At 69.7% G+C, this 17001-nt stretch carries 13 protein-coding genes; 6 read left to right on the forward strand and 7 right to left on the reverse strand.

Going from position 1 to position 17001, the window contains the following annotated elements:
* The first annotated feature begins 285 nt into the window (after positions 1 to 285).
* Entirely contained in the window at positions 286 to 1116 is an 831-nt protein-coding gene (locus AC6JA9_RS31005; RefSeq protein ID WP_141328194.1) for a glycosyltransferase, read from the forward strand.
* A gap of 406 nt (positions 1117 to 1522) precedes the next feature.
* On the forward strand, positions 1523 to 5302 hold the full coding sequence (locus AC6JA9_RS31010; RefSeq protein WP_497958268.1) for an FAD-dependent oxidoreductase: 3780 nt from the start codon (positions 1523 to 1525) through the stop codon (positions 5300 to 5302).
* Positions 5303 to 5318: 16 nt separating this feature from the next.
* Here AC6JA9_RS31010 and AC6JA9_RS31015 read toward each other — a convergent pair whose 3' ends face one another.
* Positions 5319 to 5990, reverse strand: a complete 672-nt coding sequence (locus tag AC6JA9_RS31015; protein WP_223781947.1) for a hypothetical protein — start codon at positions 5988 to 5990, stop codon at positions 5319 to 5321.
* A 195-nt stretch (positions 5991 to 6185) separates the two neighbouring features.
* Here AC6JA9_RS31015 and AC6JA9_RS31020 point away from each other — a divergent pair, with 195 nt between their 5' ends.
* Both AC6JA9_RS31020 and cyaY read left to right on the forward strand, forming a co-directional pair.
* Positions 6186 to 6680, forward strand: coding sequence for a SixA phosphatase family protein (locus tag AC6JA9_RS31020; RefSeq protein WP_141328200.1), 495 nt, complete (start codon positions 6186 to 6188; stop codon positions 6678 to 6680).
* A 16-nt stretch (positions 6681 to 6696) separates the two neighbouring features.
* Positions 6697 to 7029, forward strand: a complete 333-nt coding sequence (gene cyaY, locus AC6JA9_RS31025) for an iron donor protein CyaY (RefSeq protein ID WP_223745364.1) — start codon at positions 6697 to 6699, stop codon at positions 7027 to 7029.
* Here cyaY and AC6JA9_RS31030 read toward each other — a convergent pair.
* From AC6JA9_RS31030 to secA, 6 genes are all read right to left on the reverse strand, one after another.
* Entirely contained in the window at positions 7017 to 7985 is a 969-nt protein-coding gene (locus AC6JA9_RS31030; RefSeq protein ID WP_497958269.1) for a diguanylate cyclase, read from the reverse strand. The genes cyaY and AC6JA9_RS31030 overlap by 13 nt on opposite strands.
* Positions 7985 to 8542 (reverse strand): ribosome recycling factor, encoded by a 558-nt coding sequence (frr, locus tag AC6JA9_RS31035; RefSeq protein WP_141328206.1) that lies wholly within the window; start codon positions 8540 to 8542, stop codon positions 7985 to 7987. Before frr ends, AC6JA9_RS31030 begins: the two co-directional genes overlap by 1 nt.
* A gap of 45 nt (positions 8543 to 8587) precedes the next feature.
* On the reverse strand, positions 8588 to 9340 hold the full coding sequence (gene pyrH / locus AC6JA9_RS31040; RefSeq protein WP_223745362.1) for a UMP kinase: 753 nt from the start codon (positions 9338 to 9340) through the stop codon (positions 8588 to 8590).
* Positions 9341 to 9554: 214 nt separating this feature from the next.
* A complete protein-coding gene (tsf, locus tag AC6JA9_RS31045; RefSeq protein WP_223745361.1) occupies positions 9555 to 10208 on the reverse strand; it encodes a translation elongation factor Ts in 654 nt (217 codons plus the stop codon).
* A gap of 159 nt (positions 10209 to 10367) precedes the next feature.
* Complete coding sequence (rpsB, locus tag AC6JA9_RS31050; protein WP_370640295.1) at positions 10368 to 11345, reverse strand: 30S ribosomal protein S2; 978 nt, start codon at positions 11343 to 11345, stop codon at positions 10368 to 10370.
* Between the two features lie 366 nt (positions 11346 to 11711).
* A complete protein-coding gene (secA, locus tag AC6JA9_RS31055) occupies positions 11712 to 14561 on the reverse strand; it encodes a preprotein translocase subunit SecA (protein WP_223745360.1) in 2850 nt (949 codons plus the stop codon).
* A 343-nt stretch (positions 14562 to 14904) separates the two neighbouring features.
* Between secA and rlmM the strand changes: the two genes are divergently transcribed.
* Positions 14905 to 15927, forward strand: a complete 1023-nt coding sequence (gene rlmM / locus AC6JA9_RS31060) for a 23S rRNA (cytidine(2498)-2'-O)-methyltransferase RlmM (protein ID WP_223781944.1) — start codon at positions 14905 to 14907, stop codon at positions 15925 to 15927.
* A gap of 57 nt (positions 15928 to 15984) precedes the next feature.
* Positions 15985 to 16692, forward strand: coding sequence for a nucleotidyl cyclase domain-containing protein (locus AC6JA9_RS31065; protein ID WP_497958270.1), 708 nt, complete (start codon positions 15985 to 15987; stop codon positions 16690 to 16692).
* The last annotated feature ends 309 nt before the right edge of the window (positions 16693 to 17001 follow it).

A 17001-nucleotide genomic window follows, 5' to 3' on the forward strand; every position in this document is an offset into this window, starting at 1 on the left:
AGCGCGGCGCCAGGCCCCGCCACTCCCCGCGGTGCGGTGGAGCCACGGCGCGCCTCGGGTGACTCGAAGCCGCATCCGCGCCAACCTGGTGCACCTCGCTCACCGGGCGAGGAGCCTCCATCGGCGTCGCGCGACGGCCCGTCCGGAGGCCATGACCGATACAGCAACCCCGTTGCGATTCCCGCTTCGCCCAAGCACGGAGTCCGGAGGGCCTCCTGAAGTACCGGCCCACACGCCTGCCCCCCTCGCGTTGACGCCCCTGCCCCACCGTGCTCAAACCGGCGCGTGGGAGCTCCGTCCATCAGCGTCGTCATCCCCGCGTACAACGAGGGGCAGCGCCTGCCTCGCTTCGTGGCGTCGCTCACCCACGTCGCCCTCGGGCAGCCGACGCCGCGGGTGGAGTTCCTCGTCGTCGACGACGGCAGCGCGCCCGAGCACGCCACCCTTCAGCGAGCCAGCGTCGAGCAGGCCCAGGCCCGGCTCTCCGCCGCGGGCTCGCACCACCGCTTCACCTACGTCGCCGCGCCTCGCAATGGCGGCAAGGGCTCCGCCATCCGACTCGGCTGGCGCCATGCCTCCACTGACTCCACCTGGCTCGCGTTCCTGGACGCGGACGGCGCCATCAGCGCGGACGAGCTCTTCCGACTGGTCCGCCTGTCCGACGCCCCCGAAGCCCAGGCCGTGGATGTCCTCGCCGGCTCACGCATCCTCATGGCCGGCCGCCGCGTGGTGCGAAACCTGGGCCGGCACCTGCAGGGCCGCATCTTCGCCACGCTGACGGACATGAACTTCGGCCTGCACTTCTACGACACGCAATGTGGCGTGAAGCTCATCCGCGCCCGCGTGCTGCACCCGCTCCTCGACGTGCTGCGCGAGGAGCGCTGGCTGCTCGACGTGGAGCTGCTCGCCCTCCTCAAGCGCCAGGGCGCCCGCTGCCTGGAGGTCCCCATCGACTGGGAGGACTTCGGCGGCTCCAAGGTCATCCCCGGGCTCGACGCGGCCCGCATGTTCTGGGGGCTGTTCAAGCTCCGCCGCCGACTGGACCACCTCACCCTCCCCGCTCCGGGCTCGCGCGAACCACTCCCCGCGAACCTGCCCCCCACTGATACCCGGTGACAGCCGCAGCGGAATGGCCGGGCCCCGGGTGCGATACGCCCTCCCCAGGGCGACATGTCGGAGGGGTACGGAGCACCCTCTCCCGAAGGGCGAGCGGCCGGCGGGCCGTCCGAGCCACCCGCCCCTCGTCGGGCCAACCCATTGGCCTCATTCCAACCCACGAGCGTCCCGGTGCGGGCCGCGCGGGCCCTGGCGCATCCTGCCGACGGCCCCGACCTGTCCCGGAGGCCAGCAGATGGAGGGCGGCTGATGTCCGCCCTTCGCGTTACAACCCCAGGGAAGCCACTTGCTCCCATCGCCCGGTTTCACGCGGCGTCGCGAGGCCGCTTGCTTTCCGGGCGGCTCACCGCGAAATAGGCCCCGCACGCGAGCCGTTGCTCCGGGTTCCTCCTACACCTTCAGTGATATGCGCGCCCTGACCGACCTGCCCAATGACCCTGGCCCCTCCCTCCAACTGGGCCTGCCGGGCTTCACCTTCGAGGACCTCTACCGCCCGCGCGGCCTGCGCCGGCTGGCCCAGAGCTTCGACGCACGGCTCGCCGAGGACGAGCCGGAGCTGTTCCAGGCGTTCGACGCCTATCGCAAGTCCCAGGGCAAGAGCCTCACCGGCCCCGCCGAGTCCGACCTGCTGGTGCGCGTGGCCCGCCACATGTCGCGCTTCGTGGCCCGGCTCTTCCGCGTCGAGTCCGAGCTCGACAGGCTGATGGGCCACCTCAAGGGGGAGCTGCCCCTCTTCGACTTCAAGCGCGAGTTCATCACCCGCCGCGTCTTCAAGAAGGGCGCCCCGGACCGCCCGACGCTGGCCGAGTTCCCCTCGCTGGACGGCCGCATGCGGCTGATGTTCCAGCTGGGCTTCCCGGAGGCCCTCTCCACCGGCGACTTCGAGCGCGGGCTCGCCGAGTCCGTCCTCAGCCTGATGGAGCTCGAGCGCCTGTTCTCCGGCAACCTCCCCGCCGAGCAGCAGCAGAAGGCCCCTGCCCTGCGCGAGCGCTGGACGGCCCTGCGCGCAGCGCTCGTGGCGACCGCGGAGGGCCGCGAGGCGTTCGGCTCCAGCCTCGTCACGCAAGGCGATGACGCCGCGGAGCTGCAGGCCGTGCGCGCCCTGCTGTCGCTGGCGGACCGCTGGACGTACGCGCGCGCGCTGCACCCGGAGACCAAGGACCAGTTCCACACGTGGCCCACCCACCGCGTGCCCAAGCCGCTGGTGTTCGACCAGCTGGTGCACCTGCAGCGTCCGGACGCCGAGCTGCCCGAGGCCACCGAGGGCCTGGAGCACCACCTGCGCCACCGCGACGGCTTCAAGCTCACCGACCGCCGGGGCACCCAGCGCGACGTGATGAACGAGGTGGACTACTGCGTGCTCTGCCACGAGCGCCAGAAGGACTCCTGCTCCACGGGCTTCCCCGCCAAGGACAAGGTCGCCGAGGGTCACAGCTACAAGAAGAACCCCCTGGGCATCCCCCTCACGGGCTGTCCCCTGGACGAGCGCATCTCCGAGGCCCACCTGCTCAAGCGCGAGGGCAACTCGCTGGCGGCGCTGGCCATGGTGACGCTGGACAACCCGATGTGCCCGGGCACCGGCCACCGCATCTGCAACGACTGCATGAAGGCCTGCATCTTCCAGAAGCAGGAGCCGGTGAACATCCCCCTGGCGGAGACGGCCGCGCTGACGGACGTGCTGGACCTCCCGTGGGGCTTTGAAATCTACGGCCTGCTCACGCGCTGGAACCCGCTCAACGTGCGCCGGCCGTACGCGCTGCCCTACGTGGGCCGCAACGTCATGGTCGTGGGCCTGGGCCCCGCCGGCTACACGCTGTCGCACTACCTGCTCAACGAGGGCTTCGGCGTCACGGGCGTGGACGGCCTCAAGATCGAACCGTTCTCCGACGAGCTGGTGGGCCGCAACGGCCACGCGCTCACGCCCATCCGCGACTGGCGCTCGCTGACGCGCGAGCTGGACGAGCGCGTGCTCGAGGGCTTCGGCGGCGTGTCCGAGTACGGAATCACCGTGCGCTGGGACAAGAACTTCCTCACGCTCATCCACCTGACGCTGGCCCGGCGCGAGGGCTTCCGCATCCACGGCGGCGTGCGCTTCGGTGGCACGCTCACCATCGAGGACGCGTGGGAGCTGGGCTTCGACCACGTCGCCATCGCCGCCGGCGCCGGGCGCCCCACCATCATCGGGATGAAGAACAACCTCATCCGGGGCATCCGCAAGGCGAGCGACTTCCTCATGGCGCTGCAGCTCACCGGCGCCTTCAAGAAGGACTCGCTGGCCAACCTCCAGGTGCAGCTGCCCGCCATCGTCATCGGCGGCGGCCTCACCGGCGTCGACACCGCCACGGAGCTGATGGCGTACTACCCGGTGCAGGTGGAGAAGGCGCTCGCGCGCCACGAGAAGCTCGCCGCCGAGCTGGGCGAGGAGGCCGTCTTCGCGCGACTGGACGCCGAGGAGCGCGCCACCTACCAGACCTTCCTCGAGCACGGCCGCGCGGTGCGCGCCGAGCGTGAGCGCGCGAAGGCCGAGGGCGGCACGCCCGACTTCATCAAGCTGGTGCGCGCCTGGGGCGGCGTCAGCCTGGCCTACCGCCGCAGCCTCACCGAGTCCCCCGCCTACCGCCTCAACCACGAGGAGGTGACGAAGGCGCTGGAGGAGGGCATCCGCTTCATCGAGCGGATGAGCCCCGTGGAGGCCATTCCGGACACGACGGGCGCGGTGCGCGCGCTGCGCTTCGAGCGCATGGTGACCGTCGACGGCAAGCTCAAGGGCAGCGGCCAGTTCTTCGAGCTGCCCGCGCGCACGGTGTGCGTGGCCGCCGGCACCTCGCCCAACGTCACCTACGAGCGCGAGTACCCGGGCACCTTCCAGCTCGACGAGGGCGGCGACTACTTCCAGGGCCACTCCCTGGTGGAGACGGCGGACGGCTTCACGCTCGAGCGCGTGGAGGCCAGCGAGGACCTGGACGCCAGGGTGGGCTTCTTCACGTCATACGCGAAGGACGGCCACTTCATCTCCTTCTACGGCGACAACCACCCCACCTACGCGGGCAACGTGGTGAAGGCCATGGCCAGCGCGAAGGACGGCTACGGTGAGGTGGCCCGCCTGTACGCGAAGGAGGTGGCCGCGCTCGACTTCGACGACGAGGTGGCCCAGGCCCGCCGTGACGAGCAGCGCGCCGCGCACTTCGCGAAGCTGGACGCCGCGTTCAACGCCACCATCGTCGCCGTCAAGCGCCTCACCCCGACGATCGTGGAGGTGGTGGTGAAGGCGCCCTACGCGGCCAGCCACTTCCAGCCCGGCCAGTTCTACCGGCTCCAGAACTTCGAACGGAACGCGCCCGTGGTGGACGGCATGCGCCTCACCATGGAGGGCCTGGCCCTCACCGGCGCGTGGGTGGACAAGGAGAAGGGGCTGATGGGCACCATCGTGCTGGAGATGGGCTCGTCCTCGCGCCTGTGCTCCGCGCTCACCCCGGGCGAGAGCGTGGTGCTGATGGGCCCCACGGGCGCGCCCACGGAGATTGGCCACAACGAGACGGTGGTGCTCGTGGGCGGCGGCCTGGGCAACGCGGTGCTCTTCTCCATCGCCCGCTCGCTCAAGGCCGCGGGCTGCCGCGTCGTCTACTTCGCCGGCTACCGGCTCAAGTCGGACTCCTTCAAGCAGGACGAAATCGAGGCGGGCACGGACCAGATTGTGTGGTCGGTGGACACCGGGGAGACGATCGAACCCCGGCGCCCGCAGGACTCGGCCTTCCGAGGCAACGTGGTGCAGGCCATGCTGGCCTACGCCGAGGGCAAGCTCGCCGCGCCCTCGCTCATCCCGCTCTCGGAGGTGGACCGCATCATCGCCATCGGCTCGGACCGGATGATGCGCGCGGTCGCCGAGGCCCGGCACGGCGTGCTCCAGCCGTACCTGAAGCCGGACCACGAGGCCATCGGCTCCATCAACTCGCCGATGCAGTGCATGATGAAGGAGATCTGCGCCCAGTGCCTCCAGCGGCACGTGGACCCGCGCACCGGCAAGGAGACGTGGGTCTTCTCCTGCTACAACCAGGACCAGCGCCTGGACCAGGTCGACTTCGTCAACCTGAACCAGCGGCTGCGCGGCAACACGGTGATGGAGAAGGTCGCCGACCTGTACCTGGCGCAGCTGCTCAAGAAGGCCCCGCACCTCAAGCGCGTGTGAGGGGCCTCGCGCGTCTTCACCGTCGTGTGCCGGTGAAGACGCGCAGCATCTCCTGGTAGTTCTTCATCAGCTCGTCCTCGCGCGTGAGCACCACGTCCACGTTGGCGTCGCCGTACTCGCGGCGCACGTCGGTGAGCTTCTGGAAGGACTCCACCTGGCGGCGCATGGAGGCCACCTGCGCGGCCAGCTCCTCGCGCTGCTCCGGCGGCAGCTTCTGCTGGAGCTCCTCCAGCTTGCGCAGCTCGTCCTCGTACTGGAGCGTGCGCCCCAGCTGCCGCTGACCGATGACGGCCGTCACCACCTGGGCCAGCCCGTTGATGTCCGCCACGCTCAGCCCCGCGGACGCCCGGGCCTCCGCCTCCGCCTTGGCCTTGGCCTCCACCACCTTGAGGCCCGCGCGCACCTCCGCCATCGCCTCCGGCGTGCCCGCGTCCACCAGCACCCCCAGCCCCTGCAGCCCCTTCACCTGCGAGCCGTACACCTCCAGCATCCGCCGCTGGTAGGCCACGTAGGCCGTCAGCTTCTCGGGCGTCACGACATAGGCCGCGCCGACCTCGGCCGCCTCCAGGGCGTCCAGCCCGGCGGCGCCCGCATCCTCCACCCCGGGTGCCTCACTACCCGCGGCCCCATCCTTCTTACATCCCGAGAGGGCCAGCGCCCCCGCCAGGACCCACAGCGCCTTGCGCATCCGGACTCCTTCCCTGAAGAGACGGCTCGTCAGCCTCCGCGTGTATGCTGCGCGGACGCGTGCGGAGGAGGGCGGCCCCCTCCTGTCTGTCACGTTGAAGGTTGTTCAGGCCACTGAACAATCGCCGCATTACCTTTGACCAACCCGGCGGCGGTCGTGTACGAACCGCGGTCCGGTTGCTCCGGTGGAGGGACTTTGAGGATTTTCCTGGTTAGGCACGGCGATGCGGACGCGGAGATCCCCGAGGGTCTCGGCGATGAAGCACGCTGGCTCACGGCGAAGGCGCGAGCGAACACGGCGGCACACTTCGCATCGTTGTCCGAGCGCATGGGGCCCATCAGCCTCATCCTGACCAGCTCGCTGGTTCGCACGGTGCAGACGGCGCAGATCCTCTCCATGGCGATGAAGTACGAGGGGCTGCTGCAGGTGCACAAGAGCCTGCTGCCGGACATGCCCGTGGGCACGGTGGACTCGCTCATCAAGGAGCACGAGGGCGAGAACCTGGTCCTCGTCGGCCACCAGCCGACCATGGGCGCGCTGGCCGCTCACCTGCTCGGGATGCAGTCGTTCCCCAAGCCCGTCAACCCGGGCACTGTCATCGCCCTGGAGCGTGCCGAGGGTGAGAACGCGCAGTACAAGCTCCTGTTCTACGCGGCCCCCGGCCACCCGGTCCTCGACGTCATCCAGTGAGGGCCCCCGGTCGGCCATGATGGACGAAGCACGCTACAACCAGCTCGTCGCCGCCGTGTTCAAGCGGATGCTCGCCGCGGCGGACGCCATCGACCCGGACGTGCTGGAAGCCGAGAGCACGGGTGACATGCTCACCCTGACGGCCCGCTCCCGGGAGAAGTGCATCGTCAACACCCAGCGCGCCGTGAAGCAGATCTGGGTGGCGGGTCAGGGCCAGGGCATCCACTTCAGCCACGACGAGGCCACCGGCACCTGGCTGGACGACAAGGGCCGGGGCCTGGAGCTGTTCCGGTTCGTCGCCGACGTGGTGCACCACATCAGCGACGTGGACTTCGTCTACCCGTCCTGATTCCGGCTGGCGTCGCTGGCCACCTCCACCCAGTCGCCTCCCGCCGCCTGCGCGCGTCGCAGCGCGTCTCCCGCGTCCTTCAGCATCCCGCCGAAGCTGATCTGCTGGACGGGAGCGCCCGGCCCCGCGCCCTTCCCCGCCGGAGGCTCCGACACGGAGACACCGACCGAGGCCGTGCCCGCGGGCAGCGAGGTGACGCCCTTGAGCTTCTCGCGCAGGCGCTCGGCCACCACCCGGGCTCCCGAACGGGGCGTGTGCGGCAGGAAGACGACGAAGCGGCTGTCCGCGAAGGGCACCGCCACGTCGATGTCGCGCACCCCCGCCACCAGCAGGCCCAGCGTCTCCGCCAGGGCGCCCTTGCGCGCGGCCGGCGCCAGCGATGAGGCCCGCTCCTGGAAGCGGTCCAGCTCCACCATCAGCAGGGCGATGGGGTAGCGGTAGCGGCGGCTGCGCTTTACCTCCATGAACATCAGCCGCTTGAGGAACTCGAAGTCCGCGGACGTCGCCCCCACGGGGGCCTGCGGCGCGCGCGGCGCTGGAGGCTCCACCGGCGCCGGAGTCACGGGCGCCGGAGCGGCCTGGGGCGCGCGCCGGGCCTCCTCGCGCTGCACCAGCAGCGACACGCACGTCAGCACCGTGGCGCGCTTGAGGGGGCCCACCAGGCTGCCGTCCGCGCCCGACTGCAGGGCGCGCTCGTCGGCGTGCTCCTCGTCCGGCGGGTACATGAGCAGCACGGGCGCCGTGAGGCCCTGGGCGCGCACGCCCCGGCACAGCGCCTCGCCGTCCAGCGCTCCCGTGCCGGAGGCCAGGAGCACGGAGGGCGGACGCTCCCGGGCGGCGCGCAGCGCCTCGTCGACGCTGGCCACCCACGCCACCTCGTGGCCGGCGCCCTCGAGGTACCGGCGCAACACACCCGCCACCGGAGCGGCGGGCTCGGCCAGGAGCACGAAGGCCATCAGACCGACATGACCTCCTTCTCCTTCGCCTGGACGATGGAGTCGACCTGCTTGACGCCGTCGTCGGTCTCCTTCTGGACCTTCTCCGTGATTCGCTTCTGGTCGTCCTCGGTGATCTTCTTGTCCTTCAGCTGCGTCTTGAGGACTTCGTTCGTGTCGCGGCGGATGTTGCGGATGGCGACCTTGTGGTCCTCACCCTTGGTCTTCACCTGCTTGGCGATCTCCTTGCGGCGCTCCTCGGTGAGCGGCGGGAAGGGCAGGCGGATCATCTCCCCGTCGTTCATGGGGTTGATGCCGAGGTTGGCCTCACGCAGGGCCTTCTCGATGTCCTTCAGGACGCTCTTCTCCCACGGCTTGATGGTGATGAGCCGGGGCTCCGGGGCGTTGACGCTGGCCACGCCGGACAGGGGCGTGGGCGTGCCGTAGTAGTCCACGCGGACGTTGTCGAGGATGGCGATGTTGGCGCGCCCGGTGCGCACCTTGGTCAGCTCGCGCTTGAGGTCCTCGAGCGTCTTGTTGATGCGCTCCTTCAGCTCTTTGACGAGGTCGTCGCTCATTTGCGTGTTCTCCTTGAACTCTGGAATCGGGATGAGTGCGTGACGTCAGGCCCAGACCGTCTCACTGCCGCCCACGACGGTACCAATCTCACCGCCGCCCAGCACCGCGCGGCGGATGTTCCCCGGCACGGTGAGGTCGAAGACGATGATGGGCAGCTTGTTGTCCATGCACAGCGAGATGGCCGTGGAGTCCATCACATTGAGGTTCTGCTTCAACACATCCATGTACGTCAGCGAGCGGTAGCGGCGCGCGGTGGGGTCCTTCTTCGGGTCCGCGCTGTAGATGCCGTCCACCTTGGTCGCCTTGAGGATGACCTGGGCGTTGATTTCCATGGCGCGCAGCGACGCGGCCGTGTCCGTGGTGAAGTACGGGTTGCCCGTGCCCGCGGCGAAAATCACCACGCGGCCCTTCTCCAGGTGGCGCACCGCGCGCCGGCGGATGTAGGGCTCGGCGATCTGCTCCATCTTGATGGCGGACAGCACGCGCGTGTGCAGGCCCTTCTTCTCCAGCGCGTCCTGCATGGCCATGGAGTTGATGCACGTGGCCAGCATGCCCATGTAGTCCGCGCTGGCCCGGTCCATGCCCTCCGTCGCCCCGGCGACGCCGCGGAAGATGTTGCCTCCGCCAATCACCAGGGCCACCTCCACGCCCGCTTGCGCCAGCTCGATGACCTCATCGGCGATGGCGCTGAGTGTGGGTGGGTGGATGCCGTACTTCCCCTCTCCCATCAGGGCCTCGCCCGAGAGCTTGAGGAGAATGCGCTTGTATCGGAGCGGTTGGGTCGTGTCGGAGGACATGCGCGTCCGCTTCTATCCCCCGGATTGCGGCATATCAACGCCCGAGTCGGACAAGGCGGCCACACCGTCCACGGCCAACGCCCCAAGGGCCCTGGGAAGCCCTCCCGGGGCCCGAAAAGAGGAGGGCCGCGTCCCCCGGCTCCCCAGCAGGGAGTCGGAAGGGTCGCGGCCCTCGGGGCCAACCAGGAGGACCTCCGAGCGAGGCCCTGGGGAATCAGCCCTGGCCCAGCGTCTTGGCCACTTCGGCGGCGAGGTCGTCCTTCTTCTTCTCGATGCCCTCACCCACCTCGAAGCGGACGAAGCGGCGCACGGAGACCTTCTCGCCAATCTTCGCGGCGCGCTCGGTGATCATCTCGCCGACCTTCTTCTTGTCGTCCTTCACCCACAGCTGGTCCACGAGGCAGACCTGCGTGTAGTACTTCTCCATCTTCCCGACGAGGATCTTCTCGAGCATCGCCTCGGGCTTGCCCTGCTGCTTGAGCAGCTCGCGCTCGATCTCGCGCTCCTTCTCGAGGTTCTCGGAGGGCACTTCCTCGCGGCGGACGAACTTGGGGTTGGCGGCGGCGATCTGCATGGCCACCTCCTTCACCAGGTCCTGGAAGTCCGGGTTGCGCGCGACGAAGTCGGTCTCACAGTTGACCTCCACCAGCACGCCGATGCGACCGCCGTGCACGTAGGTGCCCACCAGACCTTCGGCGGCGACGCGGCCTTCCTTGCCGGCGGCGCGGGAGATGCCCTTCTTGCGCAGCCACTCCTCGGCCTTCGTGAAGTCGCCGCCGGACTCGGCCAGCGCCTTCTTGCAGTCCATCAGGCCCGCGCCGGTCCGCTCGCGGAGGTCCTTCACCATCTGGGCGGTCACTTCGGCCATGTTCTTCTCCTGCCTCCGCCACCACGTGGGCGCCATGCGCCGGGCGGAGCATTGATGTTCAAGGGGTACGGCGTACGACGGGAAACACGGACGGCCGGGTGACAGGCGTTCTGCTCCGCCACCCGGCCGCCACGAAGACACTGGAGTGAAACGGGGGGATTACTCCGCCGCCGTCTCGCCCGCGGCCTCGCCGCCCTCGGTCGCGGGCTGCTCGGCGACGGCCGGCGCGCCCTTCATCTCGACGAGGGGGCCACGGCGCTCGCCGCCACGGTCACGGTCGCCACCACGGCGGTCGCCGCCGCGGTCATTGCGGCGCGGGCCACGGCGGTCATCACGCTCACGGCGGTCGTCACGGCCCTCGCGCTCCTCCTGCTCGTCGCGCTCCGCCGCGCCCGAGGCACGGTAGCGGGCCGCGCCCTCGATGCAGGCCTCGGCGATCTTCGACGTGAAGAGCTTGATGGAGCGGATGGCGTCGTCGTTGCCGGGAATCACGAAGTCGATGCCGTCCGGATCGCAGTTCGTGTCGACCAGGCCAATCACGGGGATGCCCAGGCGGGTCGCCTCGTGGATGGCGATGTGCTCCTTCTTCGGGTCGATGATGAAGACGCAGCGGGGCAGCTTGGACATCTCCTTCACGCCGCCCAGGTTCTTCTCGAGCTTCTCGCGCTCGCGCTCCAGCGACGCGACTTCCTTCTTGGGCAGGCGCTCGAAGGTGCCGTCCTCGGCCATCTTCTCCAGCGTCTTGAGCCGGTCGATGCCCTGCTTGATGGTCTTGAAGTTGGTCAGCGTGCCACCCAGCCAGCGGCTGGTGACGAAGAACTGACCGGCGCGCGAGGCCTCCTCGCGGATGACGTCCTGCGCCTGCTTCTTGGTGCCGACGAAGAGCACCGAGCCACCGCGGGCCGTCACGTCCGCCACGAAGCGGAAGGCCGAGCGGGCCATGGTGACGGTCTTCTGGAGGTCGATGATGTAGATGCCGTTGCGGGCACCGAAGATGTACGGCTTCATCTTCGGGTTCCAGCGCTTGGTCTGGTGGCCGAAGTGGACGCCGGCCTCCAGGAGCTGCCGCATCGTGATGCCGCCGGCGGCGGCCATGGCCTGCTGCTGGTTCTGCGTTTCCTGCGTGTCGATCGACATGTTGTTTCTCCGGTTCATCCGCCACACCCGATGCGATGCTCCGGCCGTGACATCCGGGAGAGGGCCGCTCCTTCCGGAGGGGCTCACCCACGGTTGCACCGGCGACCGGCACGGGCGTGTGTGAAGTGGGTACGACTCGGGGTAGATACCCCCACCCCAGACTACGAGGCGGGGCGTCCTTAACAGAACCCTTCCGGGCGGCGCAAGCTTCGCCTCACCGTCCGTGCCGGGAAGCGGGCGGAAAGCCCCCTCCCCTGCCCTCCAGGCGCCCTCCGTGTCCCTGAAACACCACCGGCGCGGACCACCGCCCGGACCTCGGGGCGGCGCCGCGCCGGCGCGTGGGACACCGTGGGAGCGACAGGCGGCCTAGACGTTGGCCTCCGCCGCGCCGTGGCACTTCTTGTACTTGCGGCCGCTGCCGCAGGGGCAGGGATCATTGCGGCCCACGCGGGGGCCCTGCTGGGCCGCCGGAGGACGGGCCGCCTGGGCGACGGAGGCCTCGTCCAGCTTGCCCTCCGCCGTGCCGCGCCCCTCCACCGCCTTGCGCTGCTGCTGGGCCAGCTGCCGCTGGATGCGGACGGCCTCTTCCTCGGCGCTGGTGGCCGAGCGCGGCTGCACGCGCATGAGCTGGGAGACGAACTGCGCCTTGATGGAGGCCAGGGTCTGGATGAAGCCCTGGTAGCCCTCGCGCTTGTACTCCTGCTTCGGGTCCTTCTGACCGTAGCCACGCAGGCCGATGCCCTGGCGCAGGTGGTCCATGCCCAGCAGATGCTCCTTCCAGAGCCGGTCGATGGTCGCCAGGTAGTTGTACTGGAGGAAGCGCAGGAAGTTCTCGCCGAACTCCTCGTCGCGCTGGCGGAAGACCTTCTCCGCCGCCCGGTAGATGTGGTCCTGGAGCTCGTCGCGGTTGCCGACGTTGTCGAAGTTCATGTCCAGGTCGAACGTCTCCTTCACCGTCCTGGTGAGGGAGTCCAGGTCCCACCCGTCCGAGCTCTTCGTCGGCGCATACGTGTCCACCGTGGAGACGATGACGTCCTCCACCGCGTCCAGCACCATCTCCTTGAAGTCCGCCCAGCTCACCATCCGCTCGGAGCGGCTCTTCACCCGCGTCTTCGGGTCCTCGGTGAACTCGACGAGCGGCAGGCCCGCGCCCGCGGCCAGCACCTGACGACGCAGCTTGTAGATGGTGCGTCGCTGCTGGTTCATCACGTCGTCGTACTCGAGCAGGTTCTTGCGGATGTCGAAGTTGTGTCCCTCGACGCGCTTCTGGGCCCCCTCGATGGCGCGGGTGAGCCAGATGTGCTCGATGACCTCGCCCTCCTCCATGCCCAGCCGCTCCATCAGCCCCTGGATGCGCTCGGAGCCGAAGATGCGCATCAGGTCATCCTCGAGGGAGAGGAAGAACCGGCTGCCACCCGGGTCACCCTGACGACCGGCGCGGCCGCGCAGCTGGTTGTCCACGCGGCGCGACTCGTGGCGCTCGGTGCCGATGATGAACAGGCCGCCGGCCGCCATCACCTCCTCGCGCTCCTTCTTGGTCTCCGCCTCCAGCTTCGCCTGGGTGTCGGCGAGCTTCTGCTCCCACTCGGCCAGGGCCTGCTGATACGCGGCCTGCGGGTCCGGCTGGGCGACCGCGCCCTCGACGGGGGCCTGCGGGGCCACGGGCGGAGGGGCCTCCGGCGGGGGGCCCACGGCCGCCTTCGCCAGCACCTCCGCGTTGCCGCCCAGGAGGATGTCCGTGCCGCGGCCGGCCATGTTGGTGGAGATGGTGACCGCGCCCTTGCGGCCCGCCTGCGCGACGATGTCCGCCTCGCGCTGGTGCTGCTTGGCGTTGAGCACGTTGTGGGGGACGCCCCGCTTCTTCAGGAAGTTGGACACCACCTCGCTCTTCGCGATGGAGACCGTGCCCACCAGCACCGGCTGCCCCACCTTGTGCAGCTCTTCAATCTGCGCGGCCACCGCCTCGAACTTCTCGCGCTCCGTCTTGTAGACCACGTCCTGCTGGTCCTTGCGGATGTTGGCGCGGTTGGTGGGGATGACGCGCACGTCCAGGCTGTAGATCTTCGCGAACTCCTCCGCCTCCGTGTCCGCGGTGCCCGTCATGCCGGACAGCTTGGAGTACATGCGGAAGTAGTTCTGGAACGAGACGGTCGCCAGCGTCTGGTTCTCGTTCTCGATCTTCACGCCCTCCTTGGCCTCGATCGCCTGGTGGAGGCCATCGGACCAGCGGCGGCCCGGCATCTGGCGGCCGGTGAACTCGTCGACGATGACGACCTCGCCGTCCTTCACCACGTAGTCCTTGTCGCGCTTGTAGAGCGTGTGCGCGCGCAGGCCCTGCTCGACGTGGTGGAGGGTTTCAATCTCCCCCGGGTCGTACAGGTTGGAGACGCCCAGGCGCTTCTGGAGCTTGTCGATGCCGTCGTCCGTCAGCGACACGGAGCGGTGCTTCTCGTCCAGGGTGAAGTCCTGGTCCGGGACGAGCCCGGGGATGACCTGGTCCACCCGGTAGTACTTGTCCGTGCTGTCCTCGGTGGGACCGGAGATGATGAGCGGCGTGCGGGCCTCGTCGATGAGGATGGAGTCCACCTCGTCGACGATGGCGTAGTTCAGCTCGCGCTGGACGTAGTCCTGCAAGCGGAACTTCATGTTGTCGCGCAGGTAGTCGAAGCCGAACTCGTTGTTCTGCCCGTACGTGATGTCCGAGCGGTACGCCTCCTGGCGCTGCTTGTCGGACAGCTCGTGGAGCACGCAGCCGGTCGTCATGCCCATGAACTTGTAGACCCGCCCCATCCACTCCGCGTCGCGGCGGGCGAGGTAGTCGTTCACCGTCACCACGTGCACCCCGCGCCCGGACAGGGCGTTGAGGTAGCTGGGCAGCGTGGCCGTCAGCGTCTTGCCTTCACCGGTGCGCATCTCCGCGATGCACCCCTCGTGGAGGAACATGCCGCCGATGAGCTGCACGTCGTAGTGGCGCTGGCCGATGACCCGGCGCGAGCCCTCGCGGATGAGCGCGAAGGCTTCGAACAGCATGCTGTCGAGCGGCCGTCCGTTCTGGATCTCCTGCTTCAGCCGAGCCGTCTCGGCAGGAAAGTCCTCGTCCTTGAGGGCCCGCATCCGGCTTTCCAGCTCGTTGATGCGGATGACCTTCTCGCGGGCCTTCTTGAGCTCGCGCTCATTCTTGGTCCCGATGAGCTTCTTCAGCGTCCATTCGATCATTCGTTGACTCTCTCGCGGCCGGAGAATCCTCGAAGGACGGCGGCGAGTGAAGGGAAATCCCTGGAGATGTAAGGGAGGGCTGGTGGGAAACCACGCGCGCCTCCGTAAACTTCCTCTCGGCCGGTTGCCCAGCGCGCATCGGTTCAGAGTAAAGCGGAACCGAGCCCACGCAATGTCCCCTTCACGAAATCCCCGCCGCCGGCCTGTCCGGGGCGCTTCCTCCAAGCCCCCCGCGCGCCGCCCCGGCCCTCCGCCCTCCAGGAAGCCCTCCCCCCAGAAGGCCCAGGCCGCCCCAGCGCGCCCCACGCCGCCCCCCGCCCCACCGAGGGCGCGGATTCCCTCCATGCCCGCACAGACGCAGCCGCCGGTGGCCGGGCGCTGGCTGTGGACGTGCCGGGCGGGCTTCGAGTCGCACCTCTTCGAGGAGCTCGCCTGGGCGGGAGCGGCGCCCCGGCTGCTCGGAGATGCCCTGGTGGAGAGCGAGCGGAGCCCGAGCCCTCCTCCGGCCTTCGCGCGGGCGGGCTACCAGGTGGTCGCCTCCCTGCCCCCTGGCGCGCCCGAGGTCCTGGCGGAGGCGGCGGCCCGGTCCATCGGCGCCCTGCCTGGGACGGGGCCGTGGCTTCTCCAGTCCTTCACGCCCGACAGCCCTCGGGGCAATCCCCTGGCGACGACGGCGGAGGCGCTGGAGGCGGCGGTGAAGGCGCGGCTCCCCTCGGAGCGGCTGCTCGAGGATGGGGCCCGGGCGAAGGAGGCGGGCGCGCGGCTCGTCTCGCTCTGCGTCGCCCCGGATGGTGTGACGGTGGTGGGCAGCGTCTTCGCGCGGGAGGCCTTGTCGCTGGCCCCGGGTGGACGCCGGCGCATGCGCCGCGAGGTCGAGTCCCCCTCCCGGGCGGCCATGAAGCTGGAGGAGGCGCTGGACGGGCTGGCCTTCGAGCCCGGGCGCGGCGACGTCTGCGTGGACCTGGGCGCGGCGCCAGGTGGGTGGACGCAGCGACTGGTGTCCCGGGGCGCGCGGGTGGTGGCGGTGGACCCCGCGAAGCTGATGCCTGAGCTGGCGTCCCATGGCCGGGTGAAGCACGTGCAGGAGAGCGCCTTCGCCTACGCGCCCGAGGAGCCCGCCGACTGGCTCTTCTGCGACATGGCCTGGCGCCCGCTGGAGGTGGCGCAGCTGCTCGCCAAGTGGGGGCGCCGGGGCTGGGCGAGCCATCTGGTGGCCAACATCAAGCTGCCCATGAAGGACAAGAACCCGGTCCTCGTGCGCGTGCGGCACACGCTCGTCGAGGAGGGCGGCTGGGAGGGCCTCACCGTCCGCCAGCTCTACCATGACCGGGACGAGGTCACGGTGACGGCCCACCGCCTTCGCTGACAGTCGAGCGGGAAGCGCCTGCGCGAGGGCGCGCGACGCGCTAGAGAAGCGCCTGAGATGCCCTATCCGCTCGACGACGCCACCGCCACCGCCCTCATCGCCTTGTATCCCTGGGTGCTGACCCGCTCGCCCCAGGCCCCCGTGCAGGCCGCCGTCGAGGCCCTGCTCCAGGCCGAGCAGGCCCGGCGCGGCCATCCGGACGCGAAGACGGGCGCGCTCCAGGTGCCCGCCCTCACCCAGGGCAGCCTCCTGAAGGAGGAGTACGACCTGTCCACCCACGCCCACCACGACGGCTGGCGCGTGGGGGCCGTCATCGCCGACGTGAAGGGCATGATTTCGCACAACGCGCGCTTCGGCTTCGGCGTCGGCGACGCGATCCTGCGCGCCACCGTGGAGTCGCTCGGTGCGCAGTACCCGGGCGCAAAGGTGATTCGCCTGCACCCGGATGCCTTCGCGGCGCTCCTCGTCCCCACCTCGCAGCTCACCGTGAAGGAGGACCTCGCGGGCCCCACCCACGAGCGACTGGTCCAGGACGTACGTCGCGTGCTGCCCGAAGGTACGCCCGACGCCGAGGTGCCGGAGTGGACGGTGAGCCTGCTGGAGGTGACGGTGGACGCGCCCTCGCACTGGCAGGTGCTCGGGCCCCTCATCTGGGCCGAGCTGGAACGCGCGCACGTCATGCAGCGCAGCGGCCGGGCCGATGGGCTCCAGCGTCGCCGGCTGCGCCTGGACGCATCCATCCCAGGGCAGGCGACGTTCCTCTGACGGCAGCGACGCGGCATCCTGGCACCGCGCTGCACCTCGGGAGCACGGCCTCGGAGTCGAACGGGTCTGGACGCGTCGCTCCGGCGCCGCATTCCCTTCCGGCACACGGGCTCCGAGTCGAACCTGGAGGAAGGAGCGGCCCGGTGCCTCCATCGGGCTTCGCGGCCTCGTGGGACTCTCGTGAGCCCACCTTCCGAGGACCGCGCTTCGGAGCACCTGTCACCGGGGCGGGCCCGCGAAGGTCCGGCGTCCCTGGGTGTCACGTGCTCCGCGAACCACCTGCCCCGAACAAGCCGCCCGGGGCCCTGC

The sequence above is a fragment of the Myxococcus sp. MH1 genome, assembly GCF_059738865.1.